Source organism: Nonomuraea sp. NPDC050451, assembly GCF_044458585.1.
This window is the reverse complement of sequence record NZ_JBITHZ010000001.1, coordinates 996349-1009867: the sequence shown is the minus strand read 5'-3', so window position 1 is coordinate 1009867 and position 13519 is coordinate 996349. Positions and strand designations below refer to the sequence as shown.

Genomic DNA, 13519 nt, shown 5'->3' with positions numbered 1-13519 from the left:
TGCGCCTTGTCGACACCTTCACAGGCGGTGACCCTTGCACACCAGGCTGCGCCGGAGCCGCGAGCGAGCTGAACGTTCGCTGACAACCTGGGGGTCCCCCCAGGCACACAGGTAACTCTTAGGCGGCTCGCAGCCTGGCGCGAGCCGGCTCCGCCAGGATGGGCCGCCATGAGACCGACTTTCGCGCTGGGCGGGCTCGCCCTCGCCGTGCTCGTGGCCGGGTCCGGCCTGGCGCTGGCGCTGCGCGACGACACCCCGCCCACCGTCCAGGTACGGCTCGCCGCCGCGCAGCGCGGCCAGGTCACGGCCACGGTCAGCGCGGCGGGCAACACCGTGGACGGCTCGCGCAGGGACCTGGCGTTCGGCTCTTCGGGGACGCTGACCAAGGTGTACGTCAAAGTCGGGACCAAGGTGACGAAGGGGCAGGTGCTGGCCAGGATCGACGGGCGGTCGGCGCGGGAGGCGTACACGGCGGCCAAGGCCGATCTCGCCGCAGCCGAGGAAGCCCTGGAGGAGGCTCAGGAGAAGGCGGCGTCCCCGACGACCAGCGCCGCCGGCCCCGCGACCTGCACGCCGTCCGGGAACGGCGCCACGCCTGCCACGTCCGGCACCGGCGCGGCGACGCCCACCGGCAGGACGACGCCCACCGGCAGGGGGACCCCATCGGGCTCGGCGACACCCACCAGAGGCGCGACCCCCACGGCCACGCCCACTGGCCGGCCGAGCGGCGGCGCGGTCGGCGGGGCGAACGGCGCGCTGGGGCCGACGGCTCCCCCAACTCAGGGCGTGTCCGTGAAAACCGGGAGCCCGGCCACCAGCTCCACCCCGCGCCCCACCGGCACGCCGACCTCCGTACCCACGGACCCCGGCCCCACCGATCCCGGGCCCGAGCCGCAGCCCACGGTCACCGTCACCGTGACGGCCACGGTGACGGCCACCGTCACCACGACCGTCACCGCCACCCCGACCGGCGGCGCTTCCCAGGGCGGCAACCCGGGCGGGGGCTCCGACCACTCCGGAAGCCGCCCGACCCCGTCCGCCACGAGCTCCGGCAAGCCGTCCACCGGTGCGAAGCCGTCGGCGAGCGGCCGTCCCACAGCCGGCGGCAAGCCGTCGGCGCGACCGAGCACCAGGCCGACGGGCAGCGCCGCCCGGCCGAACTCGCAGTCCTCCTGCAGCCGCGGCACGGGCTCGGCGGGCCAAGGTCAGGGCCAGAGCCAGGGGCAGGGGCAGGGGCAGGGCGGGGTCAGCGAGGAGCAGGCCGGCTCGAACGTGGACCGCGCGGAGGCGGCGCTCGAGCAGGCCGCCGACGCCGTACGGGCGACCCGCATCGTGGCCCCGGCGGCGGGCACGGTGCTGTCGCTGGCGGGCGCGGTCGGCGACCAGGCGGGCACCGGCACCTTCGTCAGCCTCGGCGACCTCAACGAGCTGCAGGTCCAGGCCATGGTCACCGAGTCGGACGTGAACCGGCTCAAGCTCGGCCAGAAGGCCAAGATCACCCTGGCCACCCGGAACGGCGCGCGGTACGAGGGGACGGTCACCGCCATCGCGCCGACCGCGACGGTGAGCGGCCAGCTCGTCCGCTACTCGGTCACCCTCGCCTTCGACGAGCCGCCCGCCGGGCTCATGCTCGGGCAGACCGCCTCGGTCACGGTCACCACGGACGCGGCCGCGGACGCGATCTACGTGCCCGCCGCCGCGGTCCGCAGCAGGTCGGACGGCACGCAGGTGGTCACGGTCCGCACGGGCGGGCGTGACTCGGCGAAGGTGGTGCGGACAGGTGTCCGCGGTGACCAGTACGTGGAGGTGACGTCAGGGCTGCAGGAGAGCGACGAAGTGGTCATGTCGGGCGCCACGAACGGCGAGTTCCCGGACGCGGGCTGGCCCGGCGCCTGATCCCCCGAGACCGGCCCGGCACCTCCTCTCCCGCCGGGTCCCGGGCAGGGCCGCACGTGGCGCGTGCCGCCCCGGCCCGGCGCGCCTACCGGAGGCGTCACCCGGCGCCTCCGGTGGGTGCGGCGAACGCGCCTGTGTCCAGCCTCCGGGGGCACGGCCGACGCGCGCGGGTGGGCGCGGCGGGTGTGCCGGGCAGGCGCGATCCGGCGCCCAGGGTGGGGCGTCGTAGGCGTGCGTGTGGTTGAGCGGATTTTCAGGTTGCTCCCAGCGAACGTTCAGCCGACGCGGGGTGCGGCCGCTCGGCCGGCGGCCGCGGGGCCGGTGGCCGCCGGGATGGTGAGGCGGTGGGCGGTCCTGGCCTTGGCGCCCCGACGGGAGATGTAGTCCAATGTCCGGAAATCGACGGAAAGCTCATCCCGGGTCAGCCGCGCCATCAGGTACCCCCGCCGCTGGTCGATGAAGGAGATGTGCGGGTTCTCCTGCAGCGCCTCCGCGATCCACGTCCGGTCCCGGTAGCCGTCCCCGTCGCTCGCGATCGACGAGGCGATCAGCTCCCTGGCCACCACCGGCGAGTCCGGGTCGTCGAAGTCGGTCTTGAGCTCGGCCAGGTGGTGCATGTGCGCGTCGCCCGTCAGCACCACCGGGTTCTCGGTCCCGGCCAGCGACCCCAGCAGCCGGGTCCGCTCGGCGGCGTACCCGTCCCAGGAGTCCAGGTTCACCTCGCGCCCGGGACCGACCTTGTAGTCGCGCTGCGCCATCATGATCTGCTGCCCCAGCAGGTTCCAGCGGGTGGTCGAGCCGCGCAGGCCGCTCTCCAGCCAGCGCCACTGGTCGGACCCGAGCAGCGTCCGCCCCGACGCCAGCCGGTCGTCGCACCCGGCCCGCACGCCGTCCAGGCACGCCTGGTCGTCGCGGAACTGCCGCGTGTCCAGCAGGTGGAAGCGGGCCAGCGTCCCCCAGGAGATCCGCCGGTTCACCCTGAGCACCGCCCCCTGGACGCTGGCGCGGCGCAGCGGCATGTTCTCGTAGTACGCCCGGAACGCCTGCGCCCTGCGCGAGGTGAAGCCGGGCGCGTTCGTGCTGGAGACGGGCCCGGCCCAGTTGTTCTCCACCTCGTGGTCGTCGAACGCCACCAGCCACGGCGCCACCGCGTGCGCGGCCTGCAGGTCGTGGTCGCTCTTGTACTGCGCGTGCCGCAGCCGGTAGTCGGCGAGCGTCTCGCACTTGCCGGGCGTGTGGGTGCGTACGCGGCCGGCCAGCGCCGTGTAGCCGCTGGGGCCGTACTCGTACATGTAGTCGCCGAGGAACACCACCAGCTCGGGCTCCTGCTCGGCCAGGCGGCGGTAAGCCGTGTAGTAGCCGTGCTCGTAGTGCGCGCACGCCGCGACCGCGAAGTTGAGCGGCGTCTCCCCGGCGGGGGTCGTCCTGGTGCGGGCCGCCGGGGAGAGCCTGCCCTCGCTTCTGAAGCGGTAGAAGTACTCGCGCCCCGGCTCCAGCCCGTCCAGCTCGACGTGGACGCTGTGGGCGTCGCGCGACCTGGCGGTGGCCGTACCGGACCTGACGATCTTGGAGAAGCGCTCGTCGGCCGCGACCTGCCAGTCCACGTCCACGTCACGGCCGGGCATGCCGCCGCGGCCGTCGCCGGCCAGCGGGTCGAGGGCCAGCCTGGTCCACAGGACGAAGCCGTCGGCCGAGGGGTCGCCGGAGGCCACGCCCAGCGTGAACGGGTCGGATCTGAGGGTTCTGGCCGCTGCCGCCGGAGTGGCGGTCTGGGGGAGGAGGAGTCCGGCTGTCGCCGCTGTCAGGAAGGCTCTGCGGTCCACGTTCACAGGTATGTCCGCCCGCGCTGACCCGGCCGTGACAGCCGAGTCAAGCGCGGGTGAACAGCATCAGTCGTCCTGTTCGCGAGGTTTCGCCCTGGCGGTCGACCTCACTGAGCGTTCATCCGATGGCTCCGTGAACGCCAGACAGCGTTCCGCGGAGCGTGGATGCGTCCGTGAAGTGCACGCCGGTCATGCCCGCGCGCTCGGCGCCCTCGACGTTCTCCGCGCGGTCGTCGATGAAGACGACCTCGGACGGCTCGGCGCCCAGCGCGCGGGCCATCTCGTCGTAGATCTCGCGCTCGGGCTTGACCAGGCCCATCCTGCCGCTGTAGAAGCGACGGCCGACCTCGGCGATCCAGGGCAATTCGTCCAGGCCGTCGCCGATGCAGACGGGCATGTTGGACAGCACCGCCACGTCACGCCCGGCCCCGATCAGCTCGCCGAGCAGGGCGACCATGTCCTCGTTCGGGTACGCCCAGCTCGCGACGTCCATGGCGACCAGGCGGGCGACCTCGGACTGGGTGACGGGCCGGCCCAGCACGGCCGACCAGTAGCCCAGCGGGCTCAGGCTCCCCCGGTCGAACTCCAGGCGGTGCTCCCAGTAGCCGTGCCTGAACGCCTCCGGGTCCGCGCCCACCGCCCGCGCCATGGCCTCGTTGTCGGAATCGAGCTGGGGCAGGCAGAGGACGCCGCCGTAGTCGAACACAATCCACGTCATGCCAGGAATGGTCGCAGATGCGGGTCCAGCGCCGGGCAACCTAGATACTTCTCGGCGGTGTGAAAGTCGATCCAGTCCAGGTTGACCAGCTCTTCGGCGTCTATGCCGGTGAAGCTGACGGCCAGGTTGGGCGGGATCGCGGCGATGTCGTCCTTGTCGGCGATGTTCACCCAGCGCTTGACGCCCGGGGGGCGTTCGCCGCGGCCGTTGATGGGGGTGGGCAGGAGTCGCTCGAAGACGACGTTGCGCATGCCGAGCGGGCTGCCCAGGGTGATCAGGAGGTCGATCCGGAGGCCGGGGTCGCCCCAGAGCGTCTCGTACGCGACCACGCTGCCGAGCGAGTGGGCGATCACCACCTTGGGCCGGTTGCGCCTGATCGCGTCGGCCACGACCCGCCGGCACTGCTCGCGCTTGCCCTCGTCCGTGAGGTACGCCGCCACCTCCGGCGCGAACAGCTTGGCGAACGCCGCCGACCTGCCGTCCAGCCGGTCGAGCAGCCAGCCGGTGAACGACTTGAGCGCCCCCGTCACGTGCTCGCCCACGCCCAGGTTTCGAGCCCAGCCGACGAGGACCTGCTGGATCTGGCCCTCCGTCGCCGCGGAGGGCTTCGCCTCGTCGCCGCCCTTGCCGTTGTGCAGGTGGTGCGAGAAGTAGGCGACCTCGCTGAAGTAGGCCTGCGCCTCGCCCCCGAGCGCCACCTGCAGGTAGCGGTCCCACTTGGCCCGCATGGCCTCGGCCGCCCCGGTCGCGGACCGCCCGGCCTCGAGGTAGTAGTTGTACTTGCCGATCCCGTGCACGCCGACGATCGCGGTCACCATGCCTCCCCACCCGTGATCTCCACGCGCGATGGTGGCACACGTCACTTGCAGTCCGCCATCGAGAAGACAGGGAAATGCCGTTGCGCGCGGCATATCTCCGCCCATTTACTGTTAGTGCTGGTGAGAGAACAGGAGTCCCGCACATGCCCGGCCCGCTGATCGTCAACGACTCGATCGTCATTCCCGACGTCGAGCTCGTCTGGCGTTTCTCACGTTCGTCGGGCCCCGGTGGCCAGGGCGTCAACACCACCGACAGCCGCGTGGAGCTCGTCTTCGACGTGGCCGCCAGCACCGCGCTGCCGCCCGCGCTGAAGGCCAGGGCGCTCGACCGGCTGGGCTCCCCGACGATCACGATCGCCGCCTCCGAATACCGCTCCCAGCTGCGCAACCGGGAGGCCGCGGCGCACCGCCTGGCCCAGCGCCTGCGCGAGGCCATCGCCCCGCCGCCGAAGCGCCGCCGCCCGACCAAGCCCAGCCGCGGCGCCGTCGAGCGCCGCATCGCCGCGAAGAAGCAGCGCTCCGACCTGAAGCGCCTGCGCCGCGAGCCCTAGCGGGGCGGCAAACCCTGCCCCTGGCCGATCAGGTGGGGCAGGGTGGTGATGGTGGTCGACAGGTAGTCCGCCACCGGCTCGGGGACCAGGTGCCGGGACGTGATCTCCGAGCGGTTCAGCCGTACCCGCTCCACCTCGTACAGACCCCGCGACGGGTCGTCGAACTCGGGCCCGTGGCGCAGCCCCGGATCCATCGACACCAGGCGGCAGCCGTAGACGTGCTGCGTCTTGAGCTCGCCCTGCCACGGGTATGACAGCGTGACCAGGGGCGTCACCGCCGAGACGGTCGCGCCCAGCTCCTCGAGCAGTTCCCTGTGCAGGGTGTGCTCCAGCGTGTCGTCCCCCGGTTCGACATGCCCTCCGGGGATGCTCCAATAGACGTCGCGCCCCGGAACCGTACGGCGGAAGAGCACCAGCCGTTCGTCATGGTCGAGCAGGACACCGCGGACACTGGGTCGCATAGGGACACCCTATTTGACCGGTATGTCCTTCCGGTAGCCTAACCTACGGTACCGTAACCTGAAGGAGAAGATCTTTTATGGCGATGACTCAGACGGAGCTGCTGCACGAGCTGGAGCCTGTGGTGGCCGTGGAGCTCGACCGCCATCACAAGATGGCCAAGGAGTGGTTCCCGCACGAGTACATCCCGTGGAGCGAGGGCCGCGACTTCGACGGCATCTACGGGGGCGAGGCGTGGCAGGAAGGCCACTCGAAGATCCCCGAGGCGGCCCGCGTCTCGCTCATCGTCAATCTCCTGACGGAGGACAACCTCCCCAGCTACCACCACGAGATCGCCAGCACGTTCGGCCGCGACGGCGCCTGGGGCACCTGGGTGCACCGCTGGACGGCCGAGGAGGACCGCCACGGCACTGCGCTCCGCGACTACCTCACGGTCACCCGCGCCGTCGATCCCGTGGCGCTCGAGCGCGCCCGCATGCACCACATGGAGAACGGCTTCACCACCGAGTACGGCACCATGCTCCAGCAGCTCGCCTACGTCTCCTTCCAGGAGCTGGCCACCCGCATCGCGCACCGCAACACCGGCATGGCCTCCGGCGACGAGGGCTGCGAGCGCCTGCTCGCCAGGATCGCCGCCGACGAGAACCTGCACATGCTCTTCTACCGCAACCTGCTCAAGGCCGCCTTCGAGCTGGACCCCAACCAGACCATGCGCGCGGTGACCGACGTCGTCACCACGTTCCAGATGCCGGGCTCGGGCATCGACGGGTTCGCCCGCAAGGCCATGATCATCGCGAACGAGGGCATCTACGACCTGCGCCTCCACCTGGACGACGTGCTGATGCCGGTGCTGCGGCAGTGGTCGGTGTTCGACAAGACCGGGCTGGACGCCGAGGGCGAGCAGGCCCGCGAGCAACTGTCCGAGTTCCTGGCCAAGACCGAGATCACGGCCGCCAGGTTCGTCGAGCGCCGCGAGGAGCGCCGGGCACGCGCCGCCGCCCGCTGACGAACCCGCACCCCACACGGGGTCCCGCCGCCAGGGCACGCTGACGTCTGGCCAGGAGTGTCGCCGTGGAATGATCCTGCGCTATGGATCTCCCCACCCAGCTGCTCCTCAGCGTCTTCACGCTCCTGATGATCATCGGCCTGGCCACGGTGGCGCAGCGCCTGCTGGACGTCAGGTTCGGCAGGCTGCGCACCTTCCTGGCTGCGCTGGTCGCCTTCGCGCTGGCGCAGCCGATGCTGGAGCCGATCCTGTCCTCGCTCGGCCCCGTCGGCCGCGAGAACCCGCCTGCCGCGCCGGCGCTGGGGATCCTGCTGCTCATCGTCATGAGCGTGGTGCTGATCCCCATGGTCATCCTGGTGATCGCCGAGGCGCTGGTGCCGCCGGGCTCGGTGCCGGGGCCGCTGGAGCTCGTCAGGTCCGTACGCGGCCGCCTCTCCCGGGCCAGGCGCTACTCGCAGATCACCAGGATCGCCATCAAGCACGGCCTCGGCCCGTACCTGCGCGGACGGGGCGAGCGGCTCGACGACCGCCCGGGGAAGGTGCGTCTGGCCAGGTCGCTGCGCGAGGCCCTCGACGAGGGCGGCGTCACGTTCGTCAAGCTCGGCCAGGTCCTGTCCACCCGGCGCGACCTGCTGCCCGCCGAGTTCGTCGAGGAGCTGGGCCGGCTGCAGGACCAGGTCGCCCCGGCGCCGTGGCCGGAGATCGAGCCGGTGCTCGCCGCCGAGCTGGGCGGGCCGGTGGACGAGGCGTTCGCCGAGTTCGACCGGACGCCGCTGGCCGCCGCCTCCATCGGGCAGGTCCACGCCGCGCGCCTGCACTCGGGCGAGAGCGTCGTGGTCAAGGTGCTGCGGCCGGGCATCTGGCCGGTGGTCTCGAAGGACCTCGACATCGTCCGGCGGCTGGCGGCCACGCTGGAGTCCAGGACCCGCTGGGGCCGCTCGCTCGGTCTGCGCGACCTGGCCGAGGGGTTCGCGACGGCGATCCGCGAGGAGCTCGACTTCCGGGTGGAGGCGGCCAACATGGCGGCCGTCACGGCCTCCGGTGGCGGCGGTGTCACGTACCCCGCCCCGATCAGCGCCATGTGCACCGAACGCGTGCTCGTCATGCGGCGCCTGTCCGGCCGGCCCGTCACCGCCGCCGCCTCCGAGCAGGGCCCGCGGCTGGCCCGCGACCTGCTCGACTGCCTGCTCAGGCAGATCCTGGTCGAAGGCGTCTTCCACGCCGACCCGCATCCCGGCAACCTCATGCTGCTCGACGACGGCACGCTGGGGCTGCTCGACTTCGGCGCGGTCGGGCGGCTCGACGACTCCGTGCGCTCGGCGCTGCGGCGCTTCCTGCTCGCCATGAACCGCCAGGACCCGCTGGGCGTCACCGACGCGCTGCTGGAGGTCGTGCCCAGGCCGGAGGACATCGACGAGGCCGCGCTCGAACGGGCGCTCGGCCAGTTCATGGCCAGGCACGTGACGGCCGGCATGGACAGCGCGCAGATGTTCACCGACCTGTTCAGGATCGTCTCGGCGTACGGGCTGTCGATCCCGCCCGAGGTGGCCGCCGTCTTCCGCGCGCTGGCCACGCTGGAGGGCACGCTCGTCCGCCTCTCCCCCGGGTTCGACCTCATCGGCGAGGCGCGGTCGTTCGCCGGCCGCCATCTCGCCGAGCGGATCACCCCGGAGACGATCAAGGAGTCCGCCACGCAGGAACTGGTCGCGCTGCTGCCGATGCTGCGCCGCCTGCCGCGCCGCGTCGAGCGCATCGCGAGCGCCGCGGAGCACGGCCGGTTCACCATGAACGTGCGGCTGCTCGCCGACGACCGCGACCGCCGCTACGTGACGGGCCTGCTCCACCAGGTGCTGCTGACGGTGCTCGGCGCCACGGCCGGGGTGATGGCGGTCATCCTCCTCGGTACGGCCGGCGGCCCGCCGGCGCTGGCGAACACCTCGCTGTTCCAGCTCATCGGCTACAACCTGCTGGTCATCGCCGCCATCCTGGTGCTGCGCGTCCTGGCCCTGATCTTCCGCCGCCCGCGCGCCTCGGACGATCACCCAGCGCGACGATAGGCCGCGAACGGGCCCCAGCCGTGTCTTGACCCGGAGCTGGTCTTGGACATCCGAGGCATCGGGCAGGTTCCTGGAAACTTCGGAACCGCTTGGGAGCAGAGGGTGAAAATCATCGGGATCGCCGCCAGTCTCCACGCGGGGTCGTTTATCAACAAATTGCTGGATGCGGCGGGTGGCGAGCTGCCCGTGGGCGTCGACTTCGCGGTGTGGCCGGGGCTGGGCGAGATCCCGCCGTACGCGCACGGGCCGGTGCCGGTCATGGCGCGCGAGCTCATCGGGCTGGTCGCCGCGTCAGACGCGGTGCTGCTGACCGCTCCCGAGCACAGCCTGCTGCCGGAGGAGCTGACGTACGCGCTGGACTGGATGTCGGCCCGCAACGGGCTGTCGGGCAAGCACGTGGCGGTGATGAGCGCGAGCGCGCGGGCGTGCGGCGCGATGTGGGCGCAGGCTGAGCTGTACAAGCACCTTCAGGCGGCGGGCGCCGTCGTGATGGGGGCCGAGCTGGTGATCTCCCCGGCCTGCCCCCACTTCGACAAGGACGGCCATCTCACGGATCCCGCCCTGCGCGCCCAGGTGCGCGCGGTGATCGGCCAGCTCTGCCCCTCCGAGGTCATGGAGCCCGCGCTCTCGCTCTGACCCGCCTCAGCTCGTGCCCTCCGCCGCGCGGACGAGCTGGATCCGGTGGTCCTCCACCTCGCCGCTGTCGGCCCATCCCGCGGGCAGGGCCGTCGCCTGGGCGGCCAGGCGCAGCCGCATCCAGGTGGGGCCGGTGCGGAGCGTCTTCGGCAGGCTCCAGCGCAGCTCCACGGAGGTGGCGTCCTTGGCGACCTTCGCGGTGGCCCGCTCGTCCGTGTCGAAGCGGCCGTCGTGGTCGGCGTCGATCCAGCCGGTGACGTACGCCGGCGACCCGGCCCGTACGGGCACCGACAGCGTGCCGGCCTGACCCTGGACGGTGATCTTCGCCGGGGAGCCGGTCACGGCGTCGTCCTCGTCGGCGCTCACCACGCGCGGCGTCAGGCTCACCGCGTCCGGATGGTCGGCGGTCACGGAAGCTCCCAGGAAGGAGTCGGTGATCGCGTGGGAGGCCGCTCCGTACGAGGCGGGCGCGTCGGAGTCGTCCTCGGCCAGCGTGAGCTTGAACGCGGCCCACAGCTGCGGGCCCGGGCCCCCGCGCCCGTAGCGCACGCCACGAGCGCTCAGCCGGATCGTGAACGCGGTGACGGTGCCGTTCACCTTGGCCGTGCCGCAGGTGTAGACGACCCCGCAGGTGGTGGACTCGACGGGACGGACCTCTTCCGGCTCGATCGAGTCCGCCGTGACGCGGTAGCCGGGGAAACCGGCCGCCGCGGAGAAGGCGGGCCTGGCCGGGGTCCCGCCGACCAGGTCGATGGCGGGCCAGTAGTCGTCGCGGCCGACCCCGGGATCGCGCGACAGCCCGCCCGTGCCGAACACGTGCAGGTGCGGGTCGCGTACCGGCCGGGAGAACGTGAACGTCAGCGTGGCCACGTCGCTCCAGCGGCCGGGCCGGTCCGCGAAGTCCTCGTACAGGTCCAGGAATCCCGCCGTCATCTTGGCGTCGGCCGGTACGAGGAATTCGTCGGCGGGCGCCCACGTGCTCGCGGGCAGCACCTCGGCGGAGGCCACGCGCGTCTCCCCGATCATCGTCTTGCTCACGGTCACCGTCACGCCGGACGGCGTCCGGCCCGAGGCCGTCGCCGGCGAGTTGGTGAAGGACGACGGCGCGTCGGCGGCGACGACCCCCGGGACGCCGGCGAGCACCGTGACCACGCACGCCGGCACCGCATGGAAAACCATTCTTGCTCCTCCCGAAACAGCTTTGCCCGGACGCACGATCAGGCCCTCCGCGATCCGCGCAGGCGGCTCATCAGCCCTCTGGTCACGCGGCGGGCGGCGAAGTCGCAGCCGCACACGAACCGCATGGCCGGTCCGAACGTCCCCGCCGCCGCGAGCCCGACCAGGTGCAGCCCCGCGACGGACGTCTCGAACGCGGGGCCGAGCCGCGGCGCCGGGCCGGGCACCGCCACCGCGCGCCGCAGGTCCTCGTGGAGGATCCCGATCCTGGCCACGTCCACCCGGTAGCCGGTCGCCGCGATGACGTGCTCGGTCTCCAGCGTGGTGACCGCTCCCGCGTCGTCCCGCAGCCGCAGCCGGACCCCGTCGCGGTACTCGGAGGCCGCCAGCCGCGTCCCCAGGGTCACCGGCACGGTGCCGTCGAAGCGCTCCTTGAGCCACCAGGACCCGGCCGGTCCGAGGGTGGTGCGCACGATGTGGGCGCGGGCCGCCCTCGGCAGGTGCCTGACCGCGTACGGCATCCGCGACCAGACCACGGAGGGCCAGCCGCTCCCGAGCGGGGAACGGGGCGCCAGCACGCGCGACATGACCGGGCGCCACTCGACGGGCACGTCGTTCCAGGCCAGGGCGCCGGTCCGGGCGACGAGCCGGACGGCCGCCCCCGCCTCGGCCAGCAGCGTCGCGGTCTCCAGCGCCGACTGCCCGGCTCCGAGCACGGTCACGTCCCGGCCCGCGAACCCGCTCAGATCGTGGTGGTCGGAGCTGTGCGTGGCCACCTCGGGCGGCAGCGCCGCCAGGGCGGGGGGCCGGTGGGCGAACGGCAGGAACCCCAGGGCCAGCACGACGGTCCTGGCCGGCACGGACGCCCCCGACGACAGGGAGATCGTGAACAGCCCGCCCTCGACGCCGACGGCCGTCACCTGCGCCTCCTCCAGCGCCCGGCCGACCGCCCGCTCGCGGAACCACTTGCCGTAGGCGACGAACCTCTCCACCGGCACCGGCTCCCCGTAGGAGTACCGATGGAAGGCGTCGAGGCCGTGCCTGCCATCCGGGTCGCCGAGATGGGACGCGTCCGGCTCGGACTTCAGCAGCATTCCTCTGGGCATGTGACGTTCCCAGGCCCGCATCGGCTCACCGAACACCCGCGCGTCCAGCCCGGCGTGCAGGGCGTGCGCCGCCACGGACAGCCCGTACGGTCCCGCGCCCACGATCGCCACGTCGATGACCGGCACATTCTCCTCCATTCGCTAGGCCCGCTGCCGGGCCAGCCGGGTGAATCCGCGTTTCATCGCCTGCCTGGCCATGGCCACGAAGGGCCGGGGGTCGTCGGCGGAGAGCCAGGCCAGCTCGTCGGCCGAGCACAGGGCGCGCAGGCTCCTCGGGCCGGCGGTGAGGAGGTCGTAGTTCTCCACCGCGTAGGTCCGGCCGTGACCGGCCCTCCCTCGGACCGTGCGCCGGCCGGACAGGTGCAGGTGCGCGGCCCGTACCAGGTCCAGGCCGCTGCTGTCGCTGAACAGCCGGAACTGGGCGCCGAGCCGGGGGTTGAAGTCCAGCAGGTGGTAGGCGTCCCTGCTGGAGTCGTGGCGGAAGTCGATGTCCAGCACGCCGCGGTAGCCCAGCTTCGCCGCCAGCTCGCGGGCCGTGCCCTCCACGACGGGATTGGGCAGCCACCGCCCGTAGGTGGTGAGCCCGGCGCCCTTGGGATAGGCGCGCTCCTTGCGTCCCGCGCCGCCGTACAGGCAGTGCGAGTTCTCGTCGAAGTAGCCGTGGAAGAACCAGTCCGAGTGCGGCCCGCCGGGCACGAAGCGCTGGAACAGCAGGTCGCGGCCCTCCACGTGCTGGAGCAGCCGGGGCACCTGGTTGGCCCGCCGCACCAGGCTGGTGTTGCGCAGCCCGATGCCGGCGGGCAGGAGCCACGGCTGCGCCCATTTGGCGACCAGCGGCAGCCCGAAGTCGGTGACGGCCGCCGCGGCGTCGCGTTCGCCGGTGATCAGCCGGGTCTCCGGCTGGACGACCCCGAGCGCGGAGCACAGCTGCGCCAGCAGGCGCTTGTCGGCGAGGGTGCGCGGCAGTCCGGGCACCTGGTCGGGGATGAGGTAGTGCGGGCGCAGCTCGGCCGCGTGCTCCGCGACGGCGATGGCGCCCGCGTCGTCCAGCGCCAGCAGCACGGCCGGGCGGCCGATGACCTGGGCGACCTGCGTGAGCGTCCGCACGACGTCCCCGTCGCGTGGCCACGCATGCCCGCGCGCGAGGTACTTGGAGCGGGAGGTCGGCGAGTCCGCCTCCCCGACGAGCCCGTGCACCTCCACGCCCGCCCGGCCGAGGGAGCGAATGGCGCCGAGGGTCCCATGGTGAAAGTTATTAGGATCGAATCGCAGC

12 protein-coding genes are annotated in these 13519 nt (G+C 72.5%); 5 read left to right on the top strand and 7 right to left on the bottom strand.

Annotation, left to right across the window (positions count from 1 at the left end; all coding sequences use genetic code 11):
• Positions 1 to 168: 168 nt before the first annotated feature.
• Positions 169 to 1896 carry an efflux RND transporter periplasmic adaptor subunit gene (locus ACIBI9_RS04660; protein WP_397220544.1) on the top strand — a complete coding sequence of 576 codons (1728 nt, stop codon included), beginning with the start codon at positions 169 to 171 and terminating at the stop codon, positions 1894 to 1896.
• Positions 1897 to 2171: 275 nt separating this feature from the next.
• Here ACIBI9_RS04660 and ACIBI9_RS04655 read toward each other — a convergent pair whose 3' ends face one another.
• From ACIBI9_RS04655 to ACIBI9_RS04645, 3 genes are all read right to left on the bottom strand, one after another.
• Positions 2172 to 3719, bottom strand: a complete 1548-nt coding sequence (locus ACIBI9_RS04655) for an alkaline phosphatase D family protein (RefSeq protein ID WP_397220543.1) — start codon at positions 3717 to 3719, stop codon at positions 2172 to 2174.
• A 118-nt stretch (positions 3720 to 3837) separates the two neighbouring features.
• Entirely contained in the window at positions 3838 to 4437 is a 600-nt protein-coding gene (locus ACIBI9_RS04650) for an HAD family hydrolase (protein WP_397220542.1), read from the bottom strand.
• Positions 4434 to 5255 carry a hypothetical protein gene (locus ACIBI9_RS04645; protein ID WP_397220541.1) on the bottom strand — a complete coding sequence of 274 codons (822 nt, stop codon included), beginning with the start codon at positions 5253 to 5255 and terminating at the stop codon, positions 4434 to 4436. The genes ACIBI9_RS04650 and ACIBI9_RS04645 overlap by 4 nt, the downstream gene beginning before the upstream one ends.
• Before the next feature lie 143 nt (positions 5256 to 5398).
• Between ACIBI9_RS04645 and arfB the strand changes: the two genes are divergently transcribed.
• Positions 5399 to 5806 (top strand): alternative ribosome rescue aminoacyl-tRNA hydrolase ArfB, encoded by a 408-nt coding sequence (gene arfB / locus ACIBI9_RS04640; protein ID WP_185073280.1) that lies wholly within the window; start codon positions 5399 to 5401, stop codon positions 5804 to 5806.
• On the opposite strand, the gene ACIBI9_RS04635 is transcribed toward arfB, so the two are convergent.
• The gene (locus tag ACIBI9_RS04635; protein ID WP_397220540.1) at positions 5803 to 6267 is read right to left on the bottom strand and encodes an NUDIX domain-containing protein; all 465 of its coding nucleotides are present in this window, start codon (positions 6265 to 6267) and stop codon (positions 5803 to 5805) included. The two genes, arfB and ACIBI9_RS04635, sit on opposite strands and share 4 nt — an antisense overlap.
• A 77-nt stretch (positions 6268 to 6344) precedes the next feature.
• Here ACIBI9_RS04635 and ACIBI9_RS04630 point away from each other — a divergent pair, with 77 nt between their 5' ends.
• The 3 genes from ACIBI9_RS04630 (at position 6345) to ACIBI9_RS04620 (ending at position 9964) form a co-directional block, all read left to right on the top strand.
• On the top strand, positions 6345 to 7271 hold the full coding sequence (locus tag ACIBI9_RS04630) for an acyl-ACP desaturase (protein ID WP_397220539.1): 927 nt from the start codon (positions 6345 to 6347) through the stop codon (positions 7269 to 7271).
• 83 nt (positions 7272 to 7354) lie between these two features.
• On the top strand, positions 7355 to 9328 hold the full coding sequence (locus tag ACIBI9_RS04625) for an ABC1 kinase family protein (protein WP_397220538.1): 1974 nt from the start codon (positions 7355 to 7357) through the stop codon (positions 9326 to 9328).
• Between the two features lie 102 nt (positions 9329 to 9430).
• Positions 9431 to 9964 carry an NADPH-dependent FMN reductase gene (locus ACIBI9_RS04620; protein ID WP_397220537.1) on the top strand — a complete coding sequence of 178 codons (534 nt, stop codon included), beginning with the start codon at positions 9431 to 9433 and terminating at the stop codon, positions 9962 to 9964.
• Between the two features lie 6 nt (positions 9965 to 9970).
• Here ACIBI9_RS04620 and ACIBI9_RS04615 read toward each other — a convergent pair whose 3' ends face one another.
• The 3 genes from ACIBI9_RS04615 to ACIBI9_RS04605 are packed head-to-tail and all read right to left on the bottom strand — an operon-like array spanning position 9971 to position 13443.
• Complete coding sequence (locus tag ACIBI9_RS04615) at positions 9971 to 11143, bottom strand: GEVED domain-containing protein (RefSeq protein WP_397220536.1); 1173 nt, start codon at positions 11141 to 11143, stop codon at positions 9971 to 9973.
• Between the two features lie 38 nt (positions 11144 to 11181).
• The gene (locus ACIBI9_RS04610; RefSeq protein WP_397220535.1) at positions 11182 to 12372 is read right to left on the bottom strand and encodes an NAD(P)-binding domain-containing protein; all 1191 of its coding nucleotides are present in this window, start codon (positions 12370 to 12372) and stop codon (positions 11182 to 11184) included.
• 15 nt (positions 12373 to 12387) lie between these two features.
• On the bottom strand, positions 12388 to 13443 hold the full coding sequence (locus tag ACIBI9_RS04605; RefSeq protein WP_397220534.1) for an ATP-grasp domain-containing protein: 1056 nt from the start codon (positions 13441 to 13443) through the stop codon (positions 12388 to 12390).
• Between the last annotated feature and the right edge of the window lie 76 nt (positions 13444 to 13519).

Excerpts from the sequence above, each read along its gene's own strand:
- ACIBI9_RS04645 (WP_397220541.1), bottom strand. The coding sequence starts at position 5,255 with ATGGTGACCGCGATCGTCGGCGTGCACGGGATCGGCAAGTACAACTAC.
- ACIBI9_RS04630 (WP_397220539.1), top strand. The coding sequence starts at position 6,345 with ATGGCGATGACTCAGACGGAGCTGCTGCACGAGCTGGAGCCTGTGGTG.
- arfB (WP_185073280.1), top strand. The coding sequence starts at position 5,399 with ATGCCCGGCCCGCTGATCGTCAACGACTCGATCGTCATTCCCGACGTC.
- ACIBI9_RS04650 (WP_397220542.1), bottom strand. The coding sequence starts at position 4,437 with ATGACGTGGATTGTGTTCGACTACGGCGGCGTCCTCTGCCTGCCCCAG.
- ACIBI9_RS04635 (WP_397220540.1), bottom strand. The coding sequence starts at position 6,267 with ATGCGACCCAGTGTCCGCGGTGTCCTGCTCGACCATGACGAACGGCTG.
- ACIBI9_RS04660 (WP_397220544.1), top strand. The coding sequence starts at position 169 with ATGAGACCGACTTTCGCGCTGGGCGGGCTCGCCCTCGCCGTGCTCGTG.
- ACIBI9_RS04625 (WP_397220538.1), top strand. The coding sequence starts at position 7,355 with ATGGATCTCCCCACCCAGCTGCTCCTCAGCGTCTTCACGCTCCTGATG.
- ACIBI9_RS04615 (WP_397220536.1), bottom strand. The coding sequence starts at position 11,143 with ATGGTTTTCCATGCGGTGCCGGCGTGCGTGGTCACGGTGCTCGCCGGC.